18 protein-coding genes and 4 pseudogenes are annotated in these 20,064 nt (G+C 43.5%); 11 read left to right on the top strand and 11 right to left on the bottom strand.

Annotation, left to right across the window (positions count from 1 at the left end; translation table 11 throughout):
- Position 1 precedes the first annotated feature (1 nt).
- Positions 2 to 1,167, top strand: a pseudogene (locus C3Z13_RS06350) (EmrA/EmrK family multidrug efflux transporter periplasmic adaptor subunit).
- A 1-nt stretch (position 1,168) separates the two neighbouring features.
- Positions 1,169 to 2,683: a DHA2 family efflux MFS transporter permease subunit gene (locus C3Z13_RS06345; RefSeq protein ID WP_103855369.1), complete on the top strand. Its 1,515-nt coding sequence runs from the start codon at positions 1,169 to 1,171 to the stop codon at positions 2,681 to 2,683.
- 74 nt (positions 2,684 to 2,757) lie between these two features.
- Here C3Z13_RS06345 and crp read toward each other — a convergent pair whose 3' ends face one another.
- The 5 genes and pseudogenes from crp to coaBC form a co-directional block, all read right to left on the bottom strand.
- Positions 2,758 to 3,402, bottom strand: coding sequence for a cAMP-activated global transcriptional regulator CRP (crp, locus tag C3Z13_RS06340; RefSeq protein ID WP_103853887.1), 645 nt, complete (start codon positions 3,400 to 3,402; stop codon positions 2,758 to 2,760).
- Between the two features lie 18 nt (positions 3,403 to 3,420).
- Positions 3,421 to 3,645 carry a YheU family protein gene (locus C3Z13_RS06335; RefSeq protein ID WP_103855368.1) on the bottom strand — a complete coding sequence of 75 codons (225 nt, stop codon included), beginning with the start codon at positions 3,643 to 3,645 and terminating at the stop codon, positions 3,421 to 3,423.
- Positions 3,646 to 3,666: 21 nt separating this feature from the next.
- Positions 3,667 to 4,365: a nucleoid occlusion factor SlmA gene (slmA, locus tag C3Z13_RS06330; RefSeq protein WP_103855367.1), complete on the bottom strand. Its 699-nt coding sequence runs from the start codon at positions 4,363 to 4,365 to the stop codon at positions 3,667 to 3,669.
- Between the two features lie 7 nt (positions 4,366 to 4,372).
- Positions 4,373 to 4,830: pseudogene (dut, locus tag C3Z13_RS06325) on the bottom strand (dUTP diphosphatase).
- A gap of 19 nt (positions 4,831 to 4,849) precedes the next feature.
- Positions 4,850 to 6,061, bottom strand: a complete 1,212-nt coding sequence (gene coaBC, locus C3Z13_RS06320; RefSeq protein WP_103855366.1) for a bifunctional phosphopantothenoylcysteine decarboxylase/phosphopantothenate--cysteine ligase CoaBC — start codon at positions 6,059 to 6,061, stop codon at positions 4,850 to 4,852.
- A gap of 174 nt (positions 6,062 to 6,235) precedes the next feature.
- On the opposite strand from coaBC, the pseudogene radC reads away from it, so the two are divergent.
- The 4 genes and pseudogenes from radC to mutM all read left to right on the top strand — a co-directional run bounded on the left by radC (position 6,236) and on the right by mutM (position 8,508).
- Positions 6,236 to 6,893, top strand: a pseudogene (gene radC, locus C3Z13_RS06315) (RadC family protein).
- A 226-nt stretch (positions 6,894 to 7,119) separates the two neighbouring features.
- A complete protein-coding gene (gene rpmB / locus C3Z13_RS06310; RefSeq protein WP_011608297.1) occupies positions 7,120 to 7,356 on the top strand; it encodes a 50S ribosomal protein L28 in 237 nt (78 codons plus the stop codon).
- 11 nt (positions 7,357 to 7,367) lie between these two features.
- The gene (gene rpmG, locus C3Z13_RS06305; protein ID WP_005542835.1) at positions 7,368 to 7,538 is read left to right on the top strand and encodes a 50S ribosomal protein L33; all 171 of its coding nucleotides are present in this window, start codon (positions 7,368 to 7,370) and stop codon (positions 7,536 to 7,538) included.
- A 154-nt stretch (positions 7,539 to 7,692) separates the two neighbouring features.
- The gene (mutM, locus tag C3Z13_RS06300) at positions 7,693 to 8,508 is read left to right on the top strand and encodes a bifunctional DNA-formamidopyrimidine glycosylase/DNA-(apurinic or apyrimidinic site) lyase (RefSeq protein ID WP_103855365.1); all 816 of its coding nucleotides are present in this window, start codon (positions 7,693 to 7,695) and stop codon (positions 8,506 to 8,508) included.
- A gap of 81 nt (positions 8,509 to 8,589) precedes the next feature.
- Here the strand turns inward: mutM and folA are convergent, their stop codons facing one another.
- The 3 genes from folA to C3Z13_RS06285 are packed head-to-tail and all read right to left on the bottom strand — an operon-like array spanning position 8,590 to position 10,368.
- A complete protein-coding gene (gene folA / locus C3Z13_RS06295; protein WP_103855364.1) occupies positions 8,590 to 9,087 on the bottom strand; it encodes a type 3 dihydrofolate reductase in 498 nt (165 codons plus the stop codon).
- 31 nt (positions 9,088 to 9,118) lie between these two features.
- A complete protein-coding gene (locus tag C3Z13_RS06290) occupies positions 9,119 to 9,583 on the bottom strand; it encodes a threonine/serine exporter family protein (protein ID WP_103855363.1) in 465 nt (154 codons plus the stop codon).
- Complete coding sequence (locus C3Z13_RS06285; protein WP_103855362.1) at positions 9,580 to 10,368, bottom strand: threonine/serine exporter family protein; 789 nt, start codon at positions 10,366 to 10,368, stop codon at positions 9,580 to 9,582. Before C3Z13_RS06285 ends, C3Z13_RS06290 begins: the two co-directional genes overlap by 4 nt.
- 158 nt (positions 10,369 to 10,526) lie before the next feature.
- Here C3Z13_RS06285 and proB point away from each other — a divergent pair, with 158 nt between their 5' ends.
- Complete coding sequence (proB, locus tag C3Z13_RS06280) at positions 10,527 to 11,630, top strand: glutamate 5-kinase (RefSeq protein ID WP_103855361.1); 1,104 nt, start codon at positions 10,527 to 10,529, stop codon at positions 11,628 to 11,630.
- 112 nt (positions 11,631 to 11,742) lie between these two features.
- Here the strand turns inward: proB and galM are convergent, their stop codons facing one another.
- From galM to galT, 3 genes are all read right to left on the bottom strand, one after another.
- Positions 11,743 to 12,771: a galactose-1-epimerase gene (gene galM / locus C3Z13_RS06275; protein WP_103855360.1), complete on the bottom strand. Its 1,029-nt coding sequence runs from the start codon at positions 12,769 to 12,771 to the stop codon at positions 11,743 to 11,745.
- On the bottom strand, positions 12,765 to 13,922 hold the full coding sequence (gene galK / locus C3Z13_RS06270) for a galactokinase (RefSeq protein ID WP_103855359.1): 1,158 nt from the start codon (positions 13,920 to 13,922) through the stop codon (positions 12,765 to 12,767). The genes galM and galK overlap by 7 nt, the downstream gene beginning before the upstream one ends.
- 64 nt (positions 13,923 to 13,986) lie before the next feature.
- Positions 13,987 to 15,030, bottom strand: coding sequence for a galactose-1-phosphate uridylyltransferase (gene galT / locus C3Z13_RS06265; RefSeq protein ID WP_103855358.1), 1,044 nt, complete (start codon positions 15,028 to 15,030; stop codon positions 13,987 to 13,989).
- A 220-nt stretch (positions 15,031 to 15,250) separates the two neighbouring features.
- Between galT and C3Z13_RS06260 the strand changes: the two genes are divergently transcribed.
- From C3Z13_RS06260 to mglC, 4 genes and pseudogenes are all read left to right on the top strand, one after another.
- Positions 15,251 to 16,252, top strand: coding sequence for a substrate-binding domain-containing protein (locus tag C3Z13_RS06260; protein WP_103855357.1), 1,002 nt, complete (start codon positions 15,251 to 15,253; stop codon positions 16,250 to 16,252).
- Positions 16,253 to 16,459: 207 nt separating this feature from the next.
- Positions 16,460 to 17,453, top strand: a pseudogene (mglB, locus tag C3Z13_RS06255) (galactose/glucose ABC transporter substrate-binding protein MglB).
- Positions 17,454 to 17,502: 49 nt separating this feature from the next.
- On the top strand, positions 17,503 to 19,026 hold the full coding sequence (mglA, locus tag C3Z13_RS06250; RefSeq protein ID WP_103855356.1) for a galactose/methyl galactoside ABC transporter ATP-binding protein MglA: 1,524 nt from the start codon (positions 17,503 to 17,505) through the stop codon (positions 19,024 to 19,026).
- 18 nt (positions 19,027 to 19,044) lie between these two features.
- Positions 19,045 to 20,055 (top strand): galactose/methyl galactoside ABC transporter permease MglC, encoded by a 1,011-nt coding sequence (gene mglC / locus C3Z13_RS06245; RefSeq protein ID WP_103855355.1) that lies wholly within the window; start codon positions 19,045 to 19,047, stop codon positions 20,053 to 20,055.
- Positions 20,056 to 20,064: the final 9 nt, after the last annotated feature.

The raw sequence follows: 20,064 nt of genomic DNA, 5'->3' as shown, positions 1-20,064 counted from the left end.
AATGACCGAACAAACAGACTACAAAAAACCGGCTTCGCCAAAAGCCAAACGTAAAAAAGCCCTTGGCTATTTCATTACGATTTTGCTGCTGATCGCGATTATCACGAGCGTATATTGGTTTTCTTTGTGCGAAATTATGAAGAAACGGAAGATGCCTATGTGGCAGGCAACCAAGTGATGATTTCGGCACAAGTGAGCGGCAATGTGAGCAAAATTAATGTGGACGATATGGATTTTGTCCACGCAGGCGATGTGTTATTGCAACTTGATGATACGGATCTCAAACTGCATTTCCAGCAAGCGCAAGATAATCTCGCCAGTAGCGTGCGCCAAATTGAGCAGTTAGATTTTACGGTGAAACAATTACAGTCGGTTTTGAACGCAAAAAGCACCGCACTTAATAAAGCCAAAGGTGATTTGCAACGCCGTGAGCAATTAGCCAAAACGGGATCTATTGATAAAGAAACCTTACAGCACGCCAGAGAAGCGGTGAATATGGCGCAAGCAGATCTGCAAGCCACGCAAAATCAATTAGCAGCTAATCAAGCCTTATTAAAAGATTTACCGTTGCGGGAGCAGCCTGCGGTGAAAAATGCGGTGAGTGCTTTAACCCTTGCTTGGTTGAACTTACAACGCAGTCAAATTGTTAGCCCTGTTGATGGTTATGTGGCGCGCCGTAATGTGCAAGTGGGGCAAAAAGTCGCGGTGGGCAGTCCGTTAATGGCGGTGGTCTCCAATCAACAAATGTGGGTGGACGCGAACTTTAAAGAAACCCAGCTCGGCAAAATGCGCATTGGTCAGCCTGTGAAATTAGTCTTTGATTTATACGGTGATGATGTGAGGTTTGATGGTAAAATCAGCGGTATTTCAATGGGAACGGGCAGCGCATTCTCTCTTTTGCCTGCACAGAACGCCACAGGGAACTGGATCAAAGTGGTGCAACGTGTACCAGTGCGTATCGATCTCGATCCTGAACAAGTAGAAAAATATCCGTTGCGCATAGGGCTTTCTGCTACGGTGGAAGTGAATGTGGCAGACACGCAAGGCAAGGTGCTGCGTGAATCTCGTCCAAACCAAGTGCTATATGAAACCAAGGTGCTAGATTACGATTTAAGCCCTGTACATCAATTAGCCGAACAAATTATTCAAGCCAATGCAGGTGAATAAAATGCAAAAACCGATTCAGGGCGCAGCCCTTGCGGTGATGACCATTGCCCTATCCTTGGCAACCTTTATGCAAGTGCTGGATTCCACCATTGCTAATGTGGCAATTCCCACCATTGCAGGGGATTTGGGTGCATCGTTCAGTCAAGGCACTTGGGTGATTACTTCATTCGGCGTGGCAAATGCGGTATCTATTCCCATTACAGGCTGGCTGGCTAAACGCTTTGGTGAAGTGCGCTTGTTTTTAATCGCCACAGGATTATTTGTGCTGGCTTCTTGGCTATGTGGCATTTCTCATAGCCTAGGAATGTTGATTTTATGCCGCATCTTCCAAGGGCTAGCAGCAGGGCCGATTATTCCCCTTTCACAAAGTTTATTGCTTAATAATTATCCCCCTGCAAAACGCAGTATGGCGCTGGCGTTTTGGTCTATGACTGTGGTAGTTGCGCCAATTTTTGGCCCGATTCTTGGCGGTTGGATCAGTGATAATCTGCACTGGGGTTGGATTTTCTTCATTAATGTGCCGATTGGGCTATGTGTGATTTTTCTCAGTTGGAAAATCTTAGGCAAACGAGAAACTAAAACCTATCAGCAACCTATTGATATGATGGGCTTAATTCTGCTTGTGGTAGGCGTGGGCTGTTTGCAATTAATGCTCGATCAGGGGCGCGAGCAGGATTGGTTTAATTCCACTGAAATCGTGGTGCTAACAATCGTTTCCGCCATTGCCTTAATTGCGTTGATTATTTGGGAATTGACGGACGAGAACCCTGTGGTGGATATTTCACTGTTCAAATCACGCAATTTCAGTGTTGGTTGCCTGTGTACCAGCCTTGCGTTTTTAATCTATCTCGGCTCGGTGGTGCTGATTCCTTTACTGTTACAACAAGTGTACGGCTACACCGCCACTTGGGCGGGACTTGCTGCTGCGCCTGTGGGCTTATTCCCGATTTTACTTTCGCCAATCATCGGGCGTTTTGGCTACAAAATTGATATGCGTATTTTGGTTACAATCAGTTTTATGGTGTATGCGCTAACTTTCCATTGGCGTGCCGTAACCTTTGAACCTGCGATGACCTTTGCTGATGTTGCTCTGCCGCAGCTGATTCAAGGGATTGCCGTAGCGTGCTTTTTTATGCCGCTCACCACCATTACGCTATCAGGTTTACCGCCAGAAAAAATGGCGTCCGCATCAAGTTTATTTAATTTTCTGCGTACCCTTGCAGGTTCAATCGGTACATCGCTTACCACCTTTTTATGGTATAACCGTGAAGCAGTGCATCACACCCAATTTACCGAAGCGATTAATCCTTATAACCCCAATGCACAAGCCTATTACGACACAATGGCGCAAGTTGGTTTGAATGATACACAAACATCAATGTCCTTAGCGCAAAGTATTACCGCGCAAGGATTTATCATCGGTGCCAATGAAATTTTTTGGTTGTCCGCCATAATGTTTATGTTGCTGTTTATTGTAGTGTGGTTCGCCAAACCGCCTTTTGGTAATAAGCACTAGTGGAGAAACTGAAAAAAGAAAGAGCGGTGCAAAATTTCTAAATTTTCCACCGCTCTTTTCGTTAATAGATATTTTTATCTTGAATGATAAACCACAATAGTTTTGCCATGAGCAGAAATAAGATGTTGATCTTCCAACATTTTCAAAATTCGCCCTACGGTTTCACGAGAACAGCCAACCATTTGACCAATCTCTTGTCGTGTAATTTTGATCTGCATTCCTTCAGGGTGGGTCATTGCGTCAGGCATTTTTGCCAGATTTAGCAAAGTTTGCGCTATGCGGCCAGCGACATCAAGGAAAGCAAGGTTGCGAACTTGTCTTGATGTATTTTGTAAACGACGAGCAAGCTGCCCTGATAAATACATTAAAATTTCGGGATTCACTTGAATAAGCTGGCGGAATTTTTTGTACGAAATTTCTGCCACTTCACAGGTCGTCTTCGTTTTCACCCAAGCGGAACGTTCCTGACCTTCTTCAAATAATCCCGCTTCGCCGAAAAAATCCCCTTGATTTAGGTAAGTTAGGATCATTTCTTTGCCGTCTTCATCTTTCACCAAAATCGCTACAGAGCCTTTGATGAGATAATAAAGGGTTTCTGCTTTTTCACCTGCGTGAATAATTGAGCTTTTGGTTGGGTATTTATGGATATGACAATGGGATAAAAACCACTCTAAGGTTGGATCCATTGGTGGAGTGTGTTGCCCTTGTTGTTCCTGCACGGTGTCCTCCTACATTTATCATCTATGATTAAGAAATTCCATTTTATCTTTAATATCAATGGACTCGTGTAATTCCGACCAAACAATTACAGCCTTTCCTTGGCGTATGTTGGTCAGCAAGTTTTGAGTTTTCTGTTGCAGAGAAAGCTCCTGTTCACCGTAATCCGTCCCTTCACGCAGAATGAAACTTTCTGCAATATTAACGAGCGTTTCTTCTTCTAAATCTTGCCAAGGAATAATCATCATCTTACCTAAAAATTACTATTATGCAAAGTGTACTGCAATAAGTTTCCACTGTTGTTCAAAGTTTTGGTTTGAATTATGGCGAAAATTCGACCGCACATAACGCATAAACTGCCCTTCGCAGAGATTGACTAAATAACTGGCGATAATGCGTTCATCAAGGCTAAAAGCGCGTCCTTCACGCAGTTTGCGCATTTGTAAAATATTCACAAATTGAAATTCTAGGCGATCGAAAAATTGCGCAACGCGTGCTTGTAATTTTGGATCTTCAAACATTAAGGCGTGGCCTGTTAGCACACGAGTTAGCCCGGGGTTTTTGCGTGCGAAATCTAAGATCATTTGCAAAATATCGCGCACGCGGTTCATTGTGTTAGTTTCGTTTTTGATCGAATGGTTAATGCGACTGAATAAATTGCTTTCTAAATTATCAATGAGAGCCTCAAACATTTTGGTTTTGCTTGGGAAATAACGATATAACGCAGCCTCGGACACGCCGATTTCTTCAGCTAAGCGTGCGGTGGTCATTCGTTCCATTCCACGTTCAGAATGAAGCATATGAGTGAGTACAGTTAGCACTTGCTGACGGCGTTCTTTTACGCTGCGTTTGTCGCTTTTCGGTGCTTTTTCTGTATTTTTTTCGCTGAGCTTAGTTGGGTTATTTGGCTTAGTTTGCTCAGGCGCAGGCTCAATGCCTACAATTTCCAGTTGTTGTTCGACCATAGTTCCTCTATTGTTTGCCTGAATGGCCAAATCCGCCTTCACCACGTTCTGTTTGTTCAAAATCACTCACAATATTAAATTCTGCTTGCACCACTGGCACGAAAACTAGCTGCGCAATGCGATCGCCCACTTCCACTTTAAAAGGTTGCGAGCCACGGTTCCACATTGATACCATTAACGGCCCTTGGTAGTCGGAATCAATCAAGCCCACCAAATTGCCCAATACAATCCCATTTTTATGCCCAAGCCCTGAACGAGGCAAAATCACTGCCGCAAGGTTAGGATCGGCGATATAAATAGAAAGCCCAGTTGGGATTAATTTGGTTTCCCCCCCGGTTGAATTTCAAAACTTTCTTCCACCAACGCGCGCAGATCTAAACCTGCAGAACCGCTTGTGGCATAAGCAGGCAAGGGAAATTCTGTGCCAATTCGGCTATCTAAAATTTTTACGTCAATCTTTTTCATTTTTCGTTTATTCCTTCGTTCAAACTTGAGCTTGAAAGCGTTCTACAATCTGTTGCGCAAGTTGCACCGCCAGATCTTTTTTGTGGCTACGCGGTAATTGCACGCTGCCATCACGCCAGAACAGCTGGAGCTGGTTGTCATCACCATTAAAGCCTTGTCCGTTAGACACATCATTGGCGCAGATCAGATCTAAATTTTTACGCACTAATTTGTCTTGTGCATATTGTGCAACATTTTGCGTTTCTGCAGCAAACCCCACCACAAATGGGCGATTTTCATTCAGCGCCGCCACCACCGCAATAATATCAGGGTTTTTCACCAATTCTAAGGTGAGCGTATCGCTATTGGCAGTTTTCTTCATTTTTTGCTCGGCGATTTGCGCGACACGGTAATCCGCCACTGCAGCGCAACCAATAAAAATATCCACTTGTGGCGCAAGGGAAAGAGAGGCGTCTGCCATTTCTTGCGCGGAAATCACATCAATTCGTTCCACTTGAGCAGGGGTAGGCAAATTCACTGGCCCTGCAATTAATTTGACTTTCGCCCCTCGTTTAGCAAAAGCTTCAGCGATAGCAAAGCCCATTTTGCCTGAACTATGATTGCTAATATAACGCACAGGATCAATAGCTTCACGCGTTGGACCAGCCGTGATAGCAATGGTTAAGTGGCTAAGATCTTGTGGCGCTAACAAGATTTCACAAAGTGCGGTGTAAATTTCGGCTGGTTCTGACATTCGTCCAAAGCCCATATCCCCACAGGCCTGTTCACCACTGTTAGGCCCAATGGTTGTAATGCCACGGGCTTTTAAACTGGTCAAGTTTTGTTGGGTAATGGGTTGGCGGAACATCTGCTGATTCATCGCTGGCGCAAGCAAAATCGGTGCGCTGGTGGCAAGACAAATAGTCGTGAGCAGATCATTGGCCATTCCTGCATTTAAGCGCGCCATAAAATCTGCGCTAGCAGGGGCGATTACAATAAGCTCTGCCCATTTTGCCAGTTCAATATGCCCCATTGCCAGCTCTGCTTGCGGATCAAGTAAGGATTGTGCCACCGCGTTGCCCGAAATGGCTTGCAGGGTTAAGGGCGTAACAAATTCCGCCGCCGCGGGGGTTAGCACAACACGCACTTCCGCTTGGCTTTTGCGAAGCAAGCGAATAAGCTCAATGCTTTTATAAGCCGCAATTCCCCCTGTTATGCCAACAACAATACGTTTTCCTTGAAGATCTTGCATTATTTCCAATCAATCCAAATTAAAAGTGCGGTTAATTTTACTGTAATTTTGCCCAATAAAAAATTCAATTTTTCGATCTGGATCGCAAAAGTTGTAGGGAAGCCTGTCAGAACGCTGCTGTCTATGTTAAAAAGATCCGCAATTTGATATTAAAAAACGAAATGACCGCCACAAATGACTACCTTAATGCCACGGGAAAAACTGCTAAAATTTGGTGCTGAAGCCCTTGATGATAGCGAATTATTAGCCATTTTTTTTACGCACGGGAATCAAGAATTGTTCGGTAATAGAATTATCTCGTGTGGTTCTTGATCATTTTGGATCATTGCGGCAATTAATTAGTGCGGATCAAAAAGCCTTTTGCAACGTTAAAGGCTTAGGCATTACACAATTTATCCAGCTGCAAGCCAGCACGGAAATGACAAAACGTTATTTATTGCAAGAATTGGAAATGACACAGGCATTTACTCGCCCTGAGTTGGTGAGAATGTATTTGCAAACGGAGCTAGAGCATAAAGAACGGGAAGTTTTTTTGGTACTTTTTTTAGATAATCAGCATCGCCTGATTAAAAAAGAAGAAATGTTTTTAGGTACGATCAACACAGCCGCAGTGTATCCCAGAGAAATTGTTAAAAGCGCACTTTTTTGTAATGCAGCGGCGATTATTTTGGCGCATAATCACCCATCAGGCATTGCAGAGCCGAGCAATTCCGATCGGATCATCACAGAAAAGATCCAAAAAGTGGCAGAATTAGTGGAAATTCGCGTGCTGGATCATTTTGTCATCGGCAAAGGCTGTTATGTTTCTTTTAGTGAAAAAGGGTGGTTATAATAGCCATTCTGCAAGAATCATGCGGTGGAATTGCTGATTTTTTTGTCATTTATTGCGTTAATTAAGTGATTTAGGCTTGAGTATAGCAAATAAAGTGAGTATAATTTGCCACCTTTAATATAGTATGCGGGTCGGTTACAGCGACCTGACGAGGTGGCTTGCAAACTTAGTTTGCAGTAATCCGAACCCTAAGCTCGAGCTTATATTTGATTTATTGGAGATTAATATGTCTAGAGTCTGTCAAGTAACAGGCAAGCGTCCAGCTGTTGGAAACAACCGCTCACACGCAATGAACGCGACACGTCGTCGTTTTCTTCCTAACTTACACACTCACCGTTTCTGGGTTGAGTCTGAAAAACGTTTCGTAACTTTACGCTTAACAGCGAAAGGTATGCGTATTATTGATAAAAAGGGCATTGATGCAGTATTAGCTGAAATCCGTGCTCGTGGCGAGAAAATCTAAGGAGCTAAAAAATGGCAGCTAAAGGTGCTCGTGAAAAAATCCGTTTAGTTTCAACCGCTGAAACCGGTCATTTCTACACAACAACAAAAAATAAACGTAATATGCCAGAAAAAATGGAGATCAAAAAATTTGATCCTGTTGTGCGTAAACACGTTATTTACAAAGAAGCTAAAATCAAATAATTTGGCTTTGATGAATTAGAAAAACCCGACGTGTTCGGGTTTTTTTATGTCTTTTATATAGGCGCTTTTCTTGGATTTTCCTTTATTGTCCCTATTTATAGCGTAATGCAGAGAAATTTTTATTAGAACTACACATCATTCACACGGAGAAAAAATGCCTGAATTACCTGAAGTTGAGACCACTAAAAATGGGATTTCCCCTTATTTAACAGGATTTACCATTGAAAAAATCGTGGTGCGCAATCCTAAATTACGTTGGGAAGTCAGCCCGCAATTAAGTGAGTTTAAGCAGGTTAAAGTGAGCCACCTTTCCCGCCGTGCCAAATATCTGATCATTCATACGGAAAAGGGGGCGATCATAGGGCATTTGGGAATGTCAGGCTCATTGCGTGTTGTGCCACAAGACAGCCCCATTGATAAACACGATCATTTAGATATCGTAATGAATAACGGCAAAGTGCTACGCTATAATGATCCTCGCCGTTTTGGTGCGTGGCTTTGGACGGATAATTTAGCGGATTTTCATCTTTTTGCCAAACTTGGCTCAGAACCCCTTTCAGCAGAATTTACTGGGGAATATCTGTTCAAAAAATCGCGTAAAAAACAGACCGCACTTAAAACTTTCTTAATGGATAACGCCGTTGTCGTGGGGGTAGGCAATATTTATGCGAACGAAACGCTATTTTTATGCGGATTACACCCGCTGAAATTAGCCAAAAACTTAACCAAGGCACAATGCGAATTGCTGGTTCAAACCATTAAACAAGTACTCGTCACCGCCATTGCGCAAGGTGGAACAACCTTGAAAGACTTCTTGCAACCTGACGGCCGCCCCGGTTATTTTGCCCAAGAATTAAGGGTTTACGGCAATAAAGATAAGCCTTGTCCAACGTGTGGGACCAAAATTGAAAGTTTAGTCATCGGGCAACGTAATAGCTTTTTCTGCCCAAAATGTCAGAAAAAAGCATAAAAATAACCAAAAAAGCACCGCACTTGTATAAAGCTAATTAGTCAATTAAGGAAGGTAAGCCAAATCGACCTTCCTTTTTTGTTATGAATCAGTTCTATTAATTCGTTGCAAAATTAAAAATCGGCAATCATAAGGATTATTTTCATCAGCAGAGCGATATTGTTCAAATTCAATTTGCCATTCTGTCCAATCAATGTGTGGGAAAAACGTATCGCCGTCAATTTCTGCTTGAATTTCAGTAAGATAGAGTTTATCCGCAATGGGAAGATATTGTTTAAATAGCTCACCGCCGCCGATAAGCATTATTTCGGGAAAATCTTTGACAAAATCCACCGCACTTGCAAAATCACTTTTCCAAATAACGCCTTCGTGCTGAAAAGGGGAACGGGAAAGCACAATATTGGTACGTTTCGGCAACGGACGACCAATGCTCTCAAAGGTTTTTCGCCCCATAATCACGGGCTTGCCTTGCGTATTTTGACGAAACCACGCAAGATCCGCAGGCAAGTGCCACGGCATTTGGTTATCTTTCCCGATCACATTATTTTTCGTCATTGCCACAATTAAACTGAGCGTCATTTGCTTTCCTTTTATTTACCTTACTTGCCTATTATATTACAGGTTTTTGTCGATAGAACAATAAGCCCGGTAGCGCCAAGCCAAAAACCAATGCGCCTAAAATAAAGCCAGTTTTAATAAAATAATCAATCATTTGGGCAAATAACACATCGGAAAAGCCATAATGGTGAATTTGCACAATGGCGATCATCGCTTTATAAGCATAAACGCCCGGGATCATCGGAATAATCGCCGCAACGGTAAATACTTTTGGGTGGGCAAGATAACGATGAGATAAATGCACGCCGATAAAACCGATTAAACTGGCTCCTGCAAACGTAGCAAATACTAACGGCACATCAAAATACACTAATAAGGTCCGTAAACCGTGTCCTAAGGCACCTAAAATTGCACAATATTTCAATGCGTTAGGCGGAACATTAAAGACTAAGGCAAAACCCACAGCAGGAATGGCGGCGAATAGCATATCATCGAATAAATTCAGCAATAAGGTCATTTTAATTCTCCCCAATAGGGAATATTCAACAGCGCAAGGGCAAAAACAATGCCTAAACACGCGCCAAAGGTGAGAATGGTGGCAATCGTCCAACGCCCTAAGCCCATACCAACGTGGCCTTTGAGAATATCCGCCAGCGAATTAATCAATGGAAAGCCCGGCACGAGCAAAAGCACGCTAGAAGCAAGGGCGATTTGCGGATCATTGCCTAATTGATATTTCAGCGCCATTCCAGAAATAATCGATGCAATAAAGGCGGTAATGGAAAACACAATAATCGGATTGTAATGCCGATGGGCAAGAGCTTGGCGAATAAACATTGCAACGGCCGCGGCAACAAAGGTGATGAGTGAAATCCGACTATCGCCGCCAGATAAATGGGCAAAACAGGCGCAAGATAAGCCAATCATCAGCACCACGAGATAGCGGTTATATTTAAACGGCTTAATTTTCTCAAGGCGTTTTTTCACTTGGTGCAGATCATAAATACGGCGTTCAGCAGTAATCACCACCCGCTGCACTTCCGTAACAATATGCATATTTATACCCTGATCCACATTTTTGCGTGCGGTGGTAATGCAATGATTATGATATAGCGTGGTGATAATCACAGCGTTGGGCGTTAATGCACATTCCACACTGTCCATTCCCAAGGCGCGTCCTAATCTATGCGACATTTGTACCACAACAGCACTTTCTGCTCCGTGTTGAAGTAGCATTAATGCGACTTTTATACATAACCTTGTTACTTCACGTTGGCGTTCAATACGACTTTGCTCTGACATTTTGGCTAAGATGAGTTGATTAAAAAATGTCGATATTATAACGCTTTTTAGGTAATAAAGATTGTTTTAAATCATAGAAAGTGCGGTGAAAATTTAATGAAATTTTTCTCATTTAATGATAGGGTTTTGCGCATTAAACATTAACAGGAAAATCCCTTATGGAACAAAAGAAAACCATTGTCGTGAAGTTTGGCACAAGCACCTTAACCCAAGGCACAACCAAGCTTCATCGTCCACATATGATGGAAATTGTGCGCCAAATCACCCAACTGCACCAAGCTGGCTTTCGCATTATTATTGTTACTTCTGGTGCAATGGCGGCTGGGCGCGATTATCTCAACCACCCACAACTTCCGCCTACTATTGCATCAAAGCAATTATTAGCCGCCGTGGGGCAAAGCCAGCTTATTCAAACTTGGGAACAGCTGTTTTCCATTTATGATATTCACATCGGGCAAATTTTGCTCAGCCGTGCTGATATTGAAGATCGCGAGCGTTTTCTTAATGCGCGGGATACCCTTAACGCTTTGTTAGATAACGGAATTATTCCTGTAATTAATGAGAATGATGCCGTTGCCACCGCCGAAATTAAAGTAGGTGATAACGATAATTTATCAGCGCTGGTGGCCATTTTGGCACAAGCCGAGCAACTTTATTTACTCACCGATCAACAAGGCTTGTTCGATAGCGATCCAAGAAAAAATCCGCAAGCCAAATTGCTTTCCGTGGTGGAAAAAATCACTGATGACATTCGCCAAATTGCCGGCGGAAGTGGCACAACCCTTGGCACAGGCGGAATGTCCACTAAAGTGATCGCCGCGGACGTTGCCACCCGTTCGGGCGTAGAAACCATTATCGCCCCCGGCAATCGCGCAAATGTGATTGTGGATCTGGCTTATGGAGAAAATATCGGCACAAAATTTACCGTACAAACAGATCGCCTTGAAAGCCGTAAGCAATGGCTTTTCGCAGCACCATCTGCAGGCACGATCATCATTGACGAAGGGGCAACAAGTGCGGTGCTAATTCAGCATAAATCCTTGCTTCCAGCAGGCATTGCACAAATCGAAGGGCGCTTCTCTCGCGGTGAAGTGGTGAAAATCCAACAGCCTAACGGTAAAATTATCGCCCTTGGCATTCCACGTTACAACAGCGATGCGTTGAATTTAATCAAAGGCAAAAAATCGCAAGATATTCCGCAAATTTTGGGCTATGAATACGGCGCTGTTGCAGTGCATCGTGATGATATGGTGGTGTTGTAGATAAGCCCTAACAGAAACGAATGGGCACATCGTTATCATAATATGTGCGATTTTTAACAGAACGGCAGGCTTATAAGTCTGCCGCTACAGTTCTAAAAATACTCTAAGACATTTAATTGTTTACCCCAAACTGATACTCAATCCATTGTTTATAAGGCCGATTTTTCTTACCAATGCCGCCGTATTTTTGCCATTCTGGGTGATTTGGGGTGTCAGGCAGGCACTCGGGTTCAAGGGCGATGCCTTGATAATCTTGGTAAGCATAGCCTAGGCGATTTGGCGTGCCAGCCAGATAATTCCCTGTGTAAATTTGCAACGCTGGTTGTGAGGTGGAAAGAGCAAGGGAAAGCTGGCGATTGCTGGAAGTTAGCACAGCGCAAGGTTGCGTGCTATTGAGTAAAAAGGCGTGATCATAGCCTTTGGTGAGCAGCTGTTCTTGTTGTAAGAAATCTTGTGCGAGCGTTTTTTCTTGGCGGAAATCAAAGCTTGAGCCTTGCACTGCTTTGAGTGGCGCATTCGGAATGCCTTGTTCGTCCACGGGTAAAAAATAGTCCGCATTCAGTTGCAGAAAATGTCCGCGCACGTCCTCGCCTTGGCTTGCGTTATCTAAATTAAAATAGGCGTGATTGGTGAGATTAAGCGGTGTGTCTGCATCGCTTAGGGCTTCAAATTCAATGCGAACGCTATTTTGTTCCGTTAAGCGATAAGTGGTTTTCACTTGCACATTGCCGACAAAACCTTGATCGCCATCTGGCGAGAACAGAGAAAATTGGACAAAATTATCACCGCACTTTTCCACTTGCCAACGGCGTTTATCAAAGCCTTCGCCGCCGTGAAGTTGGTGTTTGCCTTGATTGGCGTTAAGGTAAACCGTTCTGCCATTTAAACGAAAACGGCTGTTGGCAATACGGTTGGCATAACGCCCTACGGTTACGCCTAAATAGGCTTGTTGTGTTAGGTAATCAGGCACTTGCGCGCCCAATAGCACTTCTTGTAAGCCGCCATTAACAGGCACTTGGCAAGAAAGCCAAGTTGCGCCCCAATCCATTAATTGAATGCACATTCCTTGTTGATTGGTTAGGGTAAATAGGTTGAAGGGCTTGCCATCTGGCGCAAGCCCTGTGTGAGATTGTCTTAACATACTTCGACCCCTTGTGAGGCGGTGCAAACATAGAAATCTTCTTTTAATCCCGTTTGTTTTTCATAGTTTTCTGCGATGATATTACGCACGGCGTCCACCTTATCCAATGGCGCAACCACCACGATACAACCTCCAAAGCCGCCGCCTGTCATTCTTGCACCGCCTGTGTTACCCACGGCAAGCTGAGCCAGTTCGACTAAGTAATCAATTTGTGGCACGGTGATCTCGAAATCATCGCGCACTGAATCGTGGGATTGTGCCATTAATTGCCCAAGTTTTGTGAGATCGCCTTGTGTTAAGGCTTCCACTGCGGCAAGCACGCGTGCATTTTCGCTAACAACGTGTCTGGCACGTTTTGCCACGATAGGATCAAGTGCGGTGAGTTTTTCTTCCATTTTTTCGAATTGTTCTACGGACACATCACGCAAGGCTTTCACACCAAAAAATTCTGCCGCTTGTTCACATTGCGCGCGGCGTGTGTTGTATTCACCTGCCACTAAATCGTGTTTAACGTGCGAATTGACGATCATCACTGCCACATCATTAGGGACAGGGGTTGGCTGAGTTTCAAGGCTGCGGCAGTCGATCATCAATAAATGATCTTTTTGTCCAAGGGCGGAGATCAGCTGATCCATATTGCCGCAATTCGCGCCCACAAATTTGTTTTCTGCTTGCTGCCCGATTAACGCCAGCTGGGTATCGTTGAGCGGAAGTTGTGCGAGCTGTTGGCAAAATTTCCCCACCGCCACTTCAAGCGAAGCGGAAGAACTTAACCCCGCAGAAAGTGGGACGTTACCACTAATCACTAAATCCGCGCCTTGTTTGAAGTCAGGGCATTGCGCTTGAATAAATTTCACCACGCCACGTACATAGCCCGTCCATTTGTGGGCGGGATTAGGCTCAATGGGTTTAGCAAGATCAAATTCGTCAAATTCATCAAGATCGGCGGCATAAACACGGAAAAGGCTATCATCACGCTTTGCGCCACATACTGCTGTACCGTAATTAATCGCGCAAGGCATTACAAAGCCGTCATTGTAATCCGTATGCTCGCCGATAATATTGACACGCCCAGGAGCATAAACACGCAGATCAAAAGTGCGGTGGAATTTTTCGGAAAATAATTGTTCTGCTCGTTGTTGTGGGTTCATCAGTTGTCTCCTTCGATTTAGTGGTTGTCGATAATTCATTGTGCATTTGAGTTATCAACAGATCCTAGCGTAGTTTGTAATGAATATCGCTTAAGGCACGTAATCGTTCTGCCGCTTGTTCTGCGGTGAGATCGCGCTGGCTTTCGCCTAGCATTTCATAGCCCACCATAAATTTGCGCACCGTGGCAGAGCGTAATAATGGGGGATAAAAATGCGCGTGCAGCTGCCAATGATCATTTTCTTTGCCATTAAATGGGGCAAAATGAAAGCCCATTGAATAGGGGAAAGAGGTTTCAAACAGGTTGTCATATTTGGTGGTGAGCAACTTCAAGGCAAGCGCCAAATCTTGCTGTTGTTCAGGGCTGAGCTGGGCGAAATTTTTAATATGAACTTTTGGCAGTAATAAGGTTTCAAAAGGCCATACAGCCCAATAAGGCACAAGGGCAACCCAGTGTTTGGTTTCCACCACAATGCGTTCTTTCCGCGCTAATTCACGTTGCACATAATCCACTAATAGCACTGAACCGTGTTTTTCAAAGTAACGTTGTTGAGCCAAATCTTCTTGCGTTACTTCATTCGGCAGAAAACTGTTTGCCCAGATTTGTCCGTGCGGGTGCGGATTGGAACAGCCCATTGCCGCACCTTTATTTTCAAAGATTTGTACCCAAGGATAACGCTGCCCTAGCTCGTTAAGCTGAGCTTGCCATACGTCAATCACATCAACAATTTCTTCCACCGTGAGTAATGGTAAGGTTTTGCTGTGATCCGGTGAAAAGCAAATTACGCGGCTTTCCCCTTCAGCAGCGGCAGTTTGGAAAAGGGGATCATCACTCGGCGCGGGGGCTGGCGTTTGTTCTAACAAGGCGGAAAAATCATTTTTAAACACAAAGGGTTTGCGGTAATCTGGGTTTTGTTCGCCTGTAATGCGCTTATTGTTTGGGCAAAGGTAACAGCTTGGATCATAGCTCGGTTTTTGCTTTTCTTCATTTTTTTCTTGCTGACCTTGCCATGGACGTTTTGCTCGATGGGGAGAAACCAATACCCAGCGATCGATAAGCGGATTATAGCGGCGGTGTGGATGATCTGCCGCAACAAATTGTTCAGACATAATGTTCTCCTTAAGTGAAAATATGAAAGCGGTTACAAAAATAAACTGCTATAAAATAGCAGATTGCCAAAAATAAACTATTAACTAGATCACAAATTGAGAAAAAAAGTGTGATTTTTTTGTGATGTAGTTTTCATTTTTTAAAGTAAGCGTTTTCAATCACAGAAAATTCTTTATATGATAAGTGCGGTGTAAATTTGCAGAGTTTTTAGGGGAGAAGATGATTACCATTCGTGATGTAGCAAAACAAGCGGGCGTGTCGGTGGCAACGGTTTCGCGCGTGTTGAATAATCATTCTTCCGCCAGTGAAAAAGCACGCCTTGCAGTGCAAAAAGCGGTGCAGGAATTGGGCTATCACCCGAATGCTAATGCGCAAGCCCTTGCCTTGCAAAACACTGACACCATTGGCGTGGTGGTCACGGACGTTACCGATCCTTTCTTTGCGATTTTAGTGAAAGCAGTGGATAAAGTGGCGGAACAGCACAACAAAAGCATTTTGATCGGCATTGGCTATCATAATGCGGAAAAGGAACGTAATGCCATTGAAACCTTGCTACGCAAGCGTTGTAGCTGTTTGGTGGTACACACCAAAGCCTTGAGCGATGAAGAACTTAGCCAATATTTAAGCCGCATTGCGGGAATGGTGGTGATTAATCGCGTGGTACAAGGCTACGAAAATCGCTGCGTAAGCCTAGATAACACCAAAGGGACGTTTATTGCTACAGAAAATTTAATCCGCCTTGGGCATAAGCAAATTGGCTATATAGGCTCAAATCACCAAATCAGTGATGAGGCGGAACGCATTCAAGGCTATTTGAATGCCCTTGCGCAGCACAATTTGCCAATGGCGGAACACCGTATTGCGCACAGTTCCCCTGATTTTGAAGGGGGCGAGCAGGCGATGATCCATTTGTTGAGCTACAATTCTGATTTGACCGCTGTGGTGGCCTATAACGACACAATGGCGGCAGGGGCAATTTCGGTGCTGAATGAAAACAATATCAACGTGCCGAAACAATTTTCTATTATCGGCTTTGATGATATGCCTATTGCCCGTTATTTGATTCCTAAGCTCACCACGATTCGCTATCCCATTGATTTAATGGCAACTTATGCGGCAAATCTGGCGTTAAGTTTGGTGGATAACCGCATTAATACGCCGATTCACACCCAATTTAACCCCACCCTAGTCAGACGATTTTCCACAGAACCCTGCGATTAATTTATGATCATCGTCACATTTTTAAATATTTTTTTGTAATCGTTTTCCATTAATGTGAGAGAGGGATCACAGTCTTATAGGCTGTTTTTCGTTATGCTCTGTGCCGTTATTGAATTTATTTCACAACAAATCCTTGTGCTGTATGAAATAAATTTAGCAGTATGTACAACATCTTCGTGATCGTTTAATCCATTTAAGGAGCTATCTATGAAAAAAACTGTATTAAAAACCACCGCACTTGCTGTGGGCTTAGGTCTTGCTGCAACAACAGCACAAGCGGTGAACCGCATTGGTGTAACTATTTACAAATATGACGATAATTTTATGTCTTTAATGCGTCAAGAAATTGATAAAGAAGCGAAAAACACTTAAAGATGTCGAATTATTAATGAACGACTCACAAAATGCCCAATCGGTACAAAATGACCAAGTTGATGTGTTGATCTCTAAAGGGGTGAAAGCCCTTGCCATTAACCTTGTGGATCCTGCGGCAGCACCAACCATTATTGGCAAAGCAAAATCTGAAGATATTCCTGTGGTGTTCTTTAATAAAGACCCAGGTGCAAAAGCCATTGGTAGCTATGAACAGGCTTATTATGTGGGAACTGACCCGAAAGAATCTGGTGTTATTCAAGGGCAGCTTATCACCAAACACTGGAAAGCCAACCCTGCATTTGACTTAAACAAAGACGGTAAAATCCAATATGTTTTATTAAAAGGTGAGCCGGGACACCCAGATGCCGAAGCGCGTACCAAATATGTGATTGAAGAATTAAATAAAAACGGCATTGAAACGGAACAACTCTTTATCGACACCGGAATGTGGGACGCAGCATTAGCCAAAGATAAAATGGACGCGTGGTTATCTAGCTCCAAAGCGAACGATATTGAAGTGATTATTTCTAACAATGACGGAATGGCAATGGGGGCATTGGAAGCCACGAAAGCGCACGGTAAAAAACTGCCTATCTTTGGTGTGGACGCCTTGCCTGAAGTGTTACAGCTTATCAAGAAAGGCGAAATCACAGGGACTGTGTTAAATGACGGTGTAAACCAAGGTAAAGCCGTGGTGCAATTAGCTAATAATCTGGCGAATGAAAAACCAGCCACAGAAGGCACACAATGGAAATTAGAAAGCAAAGTTGTGCGTATTCCTTATGTTGGTGTGGACGCGGATAACTTAAATGAATTCTTAAAATAATTGTGCTATTGCTAGGGGAGCATTGCTCCCCTTTTGTATGAGGTTGGATATGACAGTACAAACACAAACGCCAAACCACCAAGAAGTGCTGCTTACAATGACGAACGTAAGCAAAACTTTCCCCGGTGTTAAAGCCCTAGATCGGGCAAATCTCACCGTTCGTTCTCATTCTGTTCACGCATTAATGGGAGAAAACGGTGCGGGCAAATCCACCTTACTGAAATGCTTATTCGGCATTTACGCCAAAGATGAAGGGGAAATTCTCTTTTTAAATCAACCCGTTAATTTTAAAACCTCAAAAGAAGCGCTGGAAAACGGCATTTCAATGGTTCACCAAGAACTCAATCTGGTACGTCAGCGTAATGTAATGGATAACCTTTGGCTTGGACGCTATCCGCTGAAAGGGGTTTTTGTCGATCACGGCAAAATGTATCGCGACACCAAAGCCATTTTTGATGAATTGGATATTGATGTTGATCCGAAAGAAAAAGTGGCAAATCTCTCTGTTTCACAAATGCAAATGATTGAAATAGCAAAGGCTTTTTCTTATAACGCAAAAATTGTGATTATGGACGAACCCACTTCATCACTATCTGAAAAAGAAGTGGAGCATTTATTTAAGATCATCGAGAAATTAAAAAATCGTGGCTGTGGGATTATTTATATTTCGCACAAAATGGACGAAATTTTCAAAATTTGCGATGAAATTACCATTTTACGCGATGGTAAATGGATCAACACCGTGCCAGTCAAAGGCAGCACGATGGACGAAATTGTGGCAATGATGGTAGGGCGTGAACTCACGCAACGTTTCCCTGAAAAAACCAACACGCCACAAGAAGTGATTTTAGAAGTGGAACACCTAACGGCACTGAACCAACCTTCTATTCAAGATGTCAGCTTCCAGCTTCGTAAAGGGGAAATTCTTGGCATCGCAGGACTTGTTGGAGCAAAACGCACGGACATTGTGGAAACCATTTTCGGCGTGCGTGAACGTAAAACGGGCGAAATTAAATTGCACGGAAAAACAATGAAAAATCGTACCGCACTTGAAGCTATTAATAACGGTTTTGCGTTGGTCACGGAAGAACGCCGTTCCACAGGGATTTATGCTAACCTAAATATTGAATTTAACTCCTTGATTTCAAATATGAAATCTTATTTAGGGCGGCTTGGTTTACTAAGTGGTGAAAAAATGAAAAGCGACACCCAATGGGTGATCGATGCAATGAACGTGAAAACGCCATCGCACAAAACCACCATCGGATCGCTTTCGGGCGGAAACCAGCAAAAAGTGGTTATCGGCCGTTGGTTGCTCACTCAGCCTGAAATTTTAATGCTTGATGAACCCACACGCGGCATTGATATTGGGGCAAAATTTGAAATTTACCAACTGATTATGGAACTCGCTAAAAAGGACAAAGGCATTATTATGATTTCTTCTGAAATGCCAGAACTGTTAGGCGTAACTGACCGAATTTTGGTGATGAGTAACGGAAAAGTGGCGGGCATTGTTGAAACCGCAAAAACTTCGCAAGAAGAAATTCTGCAACTTGCAGCGAAATATCTCTAATTTAGAAGGAAATGAATTATGTCAGCTTTAAAACAAAATAAATCGCTAGATTTCCTTAAGCAAAATGCTATTTACTTTGTGCTGTTGGTGCTTCTTGGCATTATCATTATGCAAGACTCCAGCTTTTTGAGTTTAAGAAATTTTAGTAACATTCTCACCCAATCTTCCGTGCGTTTAATCATCGCCCTTGGCGTGGCAGGCTTGTTGGTAACCCAAGGCACGGATTTATCCGCAGGGCGTCAAGTGGGGCTTGCCGCGGTAATTTCAGCTACGCTTTTGCAAGCAATGGATAATATGAACCGTGTGTTCCCTGATCTTGCTGAAATCCCAATTCCTGTGGTTATTCTTATCGTTTGTGCCATTGGCGCAGTGATTGGATTAGTCAATGGCGTAGTGATTGCCTACCTTAATGTAACGCCATTTATTGCCACAATGGGAACGATGATCATCGTTTACGGGATCAACTCCCTTTACTATGACGCAGTGGGATCATCACCAATTGCAGGCTTTAACGAACAATTCTCCACCTTTGCGCAAGGCTTTTTCCGCTTAGGTAGCTTTAAACTTTCCTACATCACCATTTATGCCGCAATTTGCTCGCTATTTGTATGGATCTTATGGAATAAAACCCGCTTCGGCAAAAACATCTTTGCCATTGGTGGTAACCCAGAAGCCGCGCGTGTTTCAGGCGTGAACGTAACCCGCAACCTTGTTGTTATCTATATGATTGCAGGGGTATTCTATGCCTTTGGCGGTATGCTTGAAGCAGGACGCATCGGCAGTACTACCAACAACCTTGGTTTTATGTACGAACTTGATGCCATTGCCGCTTGTGTGGTAGGGGGCGTTTCCTTTGCAGGCGGCGTGGGAACAGTGATCGGCGTTATCACAGGGGTGCTTATCTTCACCGTGATCAATTACGGCTTAACCTACATCGGCGTAAATCCTTATTGGCAATATATTATCAAAGGTAGCATTATCATCTTCGCTGTAGCCATTGACTCGCTCAAATACGCGAAGAAAAAATAAGTGCGGTGA

The organism is Avibacterium endocarditidis, from assembly GCF_002921145.1.
GTDB lineage: Bacteria > Pseudomonadota > Gammaproteobacteria > Enterobacterales > Pasteurellaceae > Avibacterium > Avibacterium endocarditidis.
The sequence above is the reverse complement of the archived record's forward strand: the minus strand, read 5'-3'. Positions and strand labels throughout refer to the sequence as shown.

Coding starts and splice junctions, on each gene's coding strand:
- C3Z13_RS06345 (WP_103855369.1), top strand. CDS start 1,169: ATGCAAAAACCGATTCAGGGCGCAGCCCTTGCGGTGATGACCATTGCC.
- C3Z13_RS06335 (WP_103855368.1), bottom strand. CDS start 3,645: ATGATTATTCCTTGGCAAGATTTAGAAGAAGAAACGCTCGTTAATATT.
- slmA (WP_103855367.1), bottom strand. CDS start 4,365: ATGGTCGAACAACAACTGGAAATTGTAGGCATTGAGCCTGCGCCTGAG.
- coaBC (WP_103855366.1), bottom strand. CDS start 6,061: ATGCAAGATCTTCAAGGAAAACGTATTGTTGTTGGCATAACAGGGGGA.
- rpmB (WP_011608297.1), top strand. CDS start 7,120: ATGTCTAGAGTCTGTCAAGTAACAGGCAAGCGTCCAGCTGTTGGAAAC.
- rpmG (WP_005542835.1), top strand. CDS start 7,368: ATGGCAGCTAAAGGTGCTCGTGAAAAAATCCGTTTAGTTTCAACCGCT.
- mutM (WP_103855365.1), top strand. CDS start 7,693: ATGCCTGAATTACCTGAAGTTGAGACCACTAAAAATGGGATTTCCCCT.
- folA (WP_103855364.1), bottom strand. CDS start 9,087: ATGACGCTCAGTTTAATTGTGGCAATGACGAAAAATAATGTGATCGGG.
- C3Z13_RS06290 (WP_103855363.1), bottom strand. CDS start 9,583: ATGACCTTATTGCTGAATTTATTCGATGATATGCTATTCGCCGCCATT.
- C3Z13_RS06285 (WP_103855362.1), bottom strand. CDS start 10,368: ATGTCAGAGCAAAGTCGTATTGAACGCCAACGTGAAGTAACAAGGTTA.
- proB (WP_103855361.1), top strand. CDS start 10,527: ATGGAACAAAAGAAAACCATTGTCGTGAAGTTTGGCACAAGCACCTTA.
- galM (WP_103855360.1), bottom strand. CDS start 12,771: ATGTTAAGACAATCTCACACAGGGCTTGCGCCAGATGGCAAGCCCTTC.
- galK (WP_103855359.1), bottom strand. CDS start 13,922: ATGAACCCACAACAACGAGCAGAACAATTATTTTCCGAAAAATTCCAC.
- galT (WP_103855358.1), bottom strand. CDS start 15,030: ATGTCTGAACAATTTGTTGCGGCAGATCATCCACACCGCCGCTATAAT.
- C3Z13_RS06260 (WP_103855357.1), top strand. CDS start 15,251: ATGATTACCATTCGTGATGTAGCAAAACAAGCGGGCGTGTCGGTGGCA.
- mglA (WP_103855356.1), top strand. CDS start 17,503: ATGACAGTACAAACACAAACGCCAAACCACCAAGAAGTGCTGCTTACA.
- mglC (WP_103855355.1), top strand. CDS start 19,045: ATGTCAGCTTTAAAACAAAATAAATCGCTAGATTTCCTTAAGCAAAAT.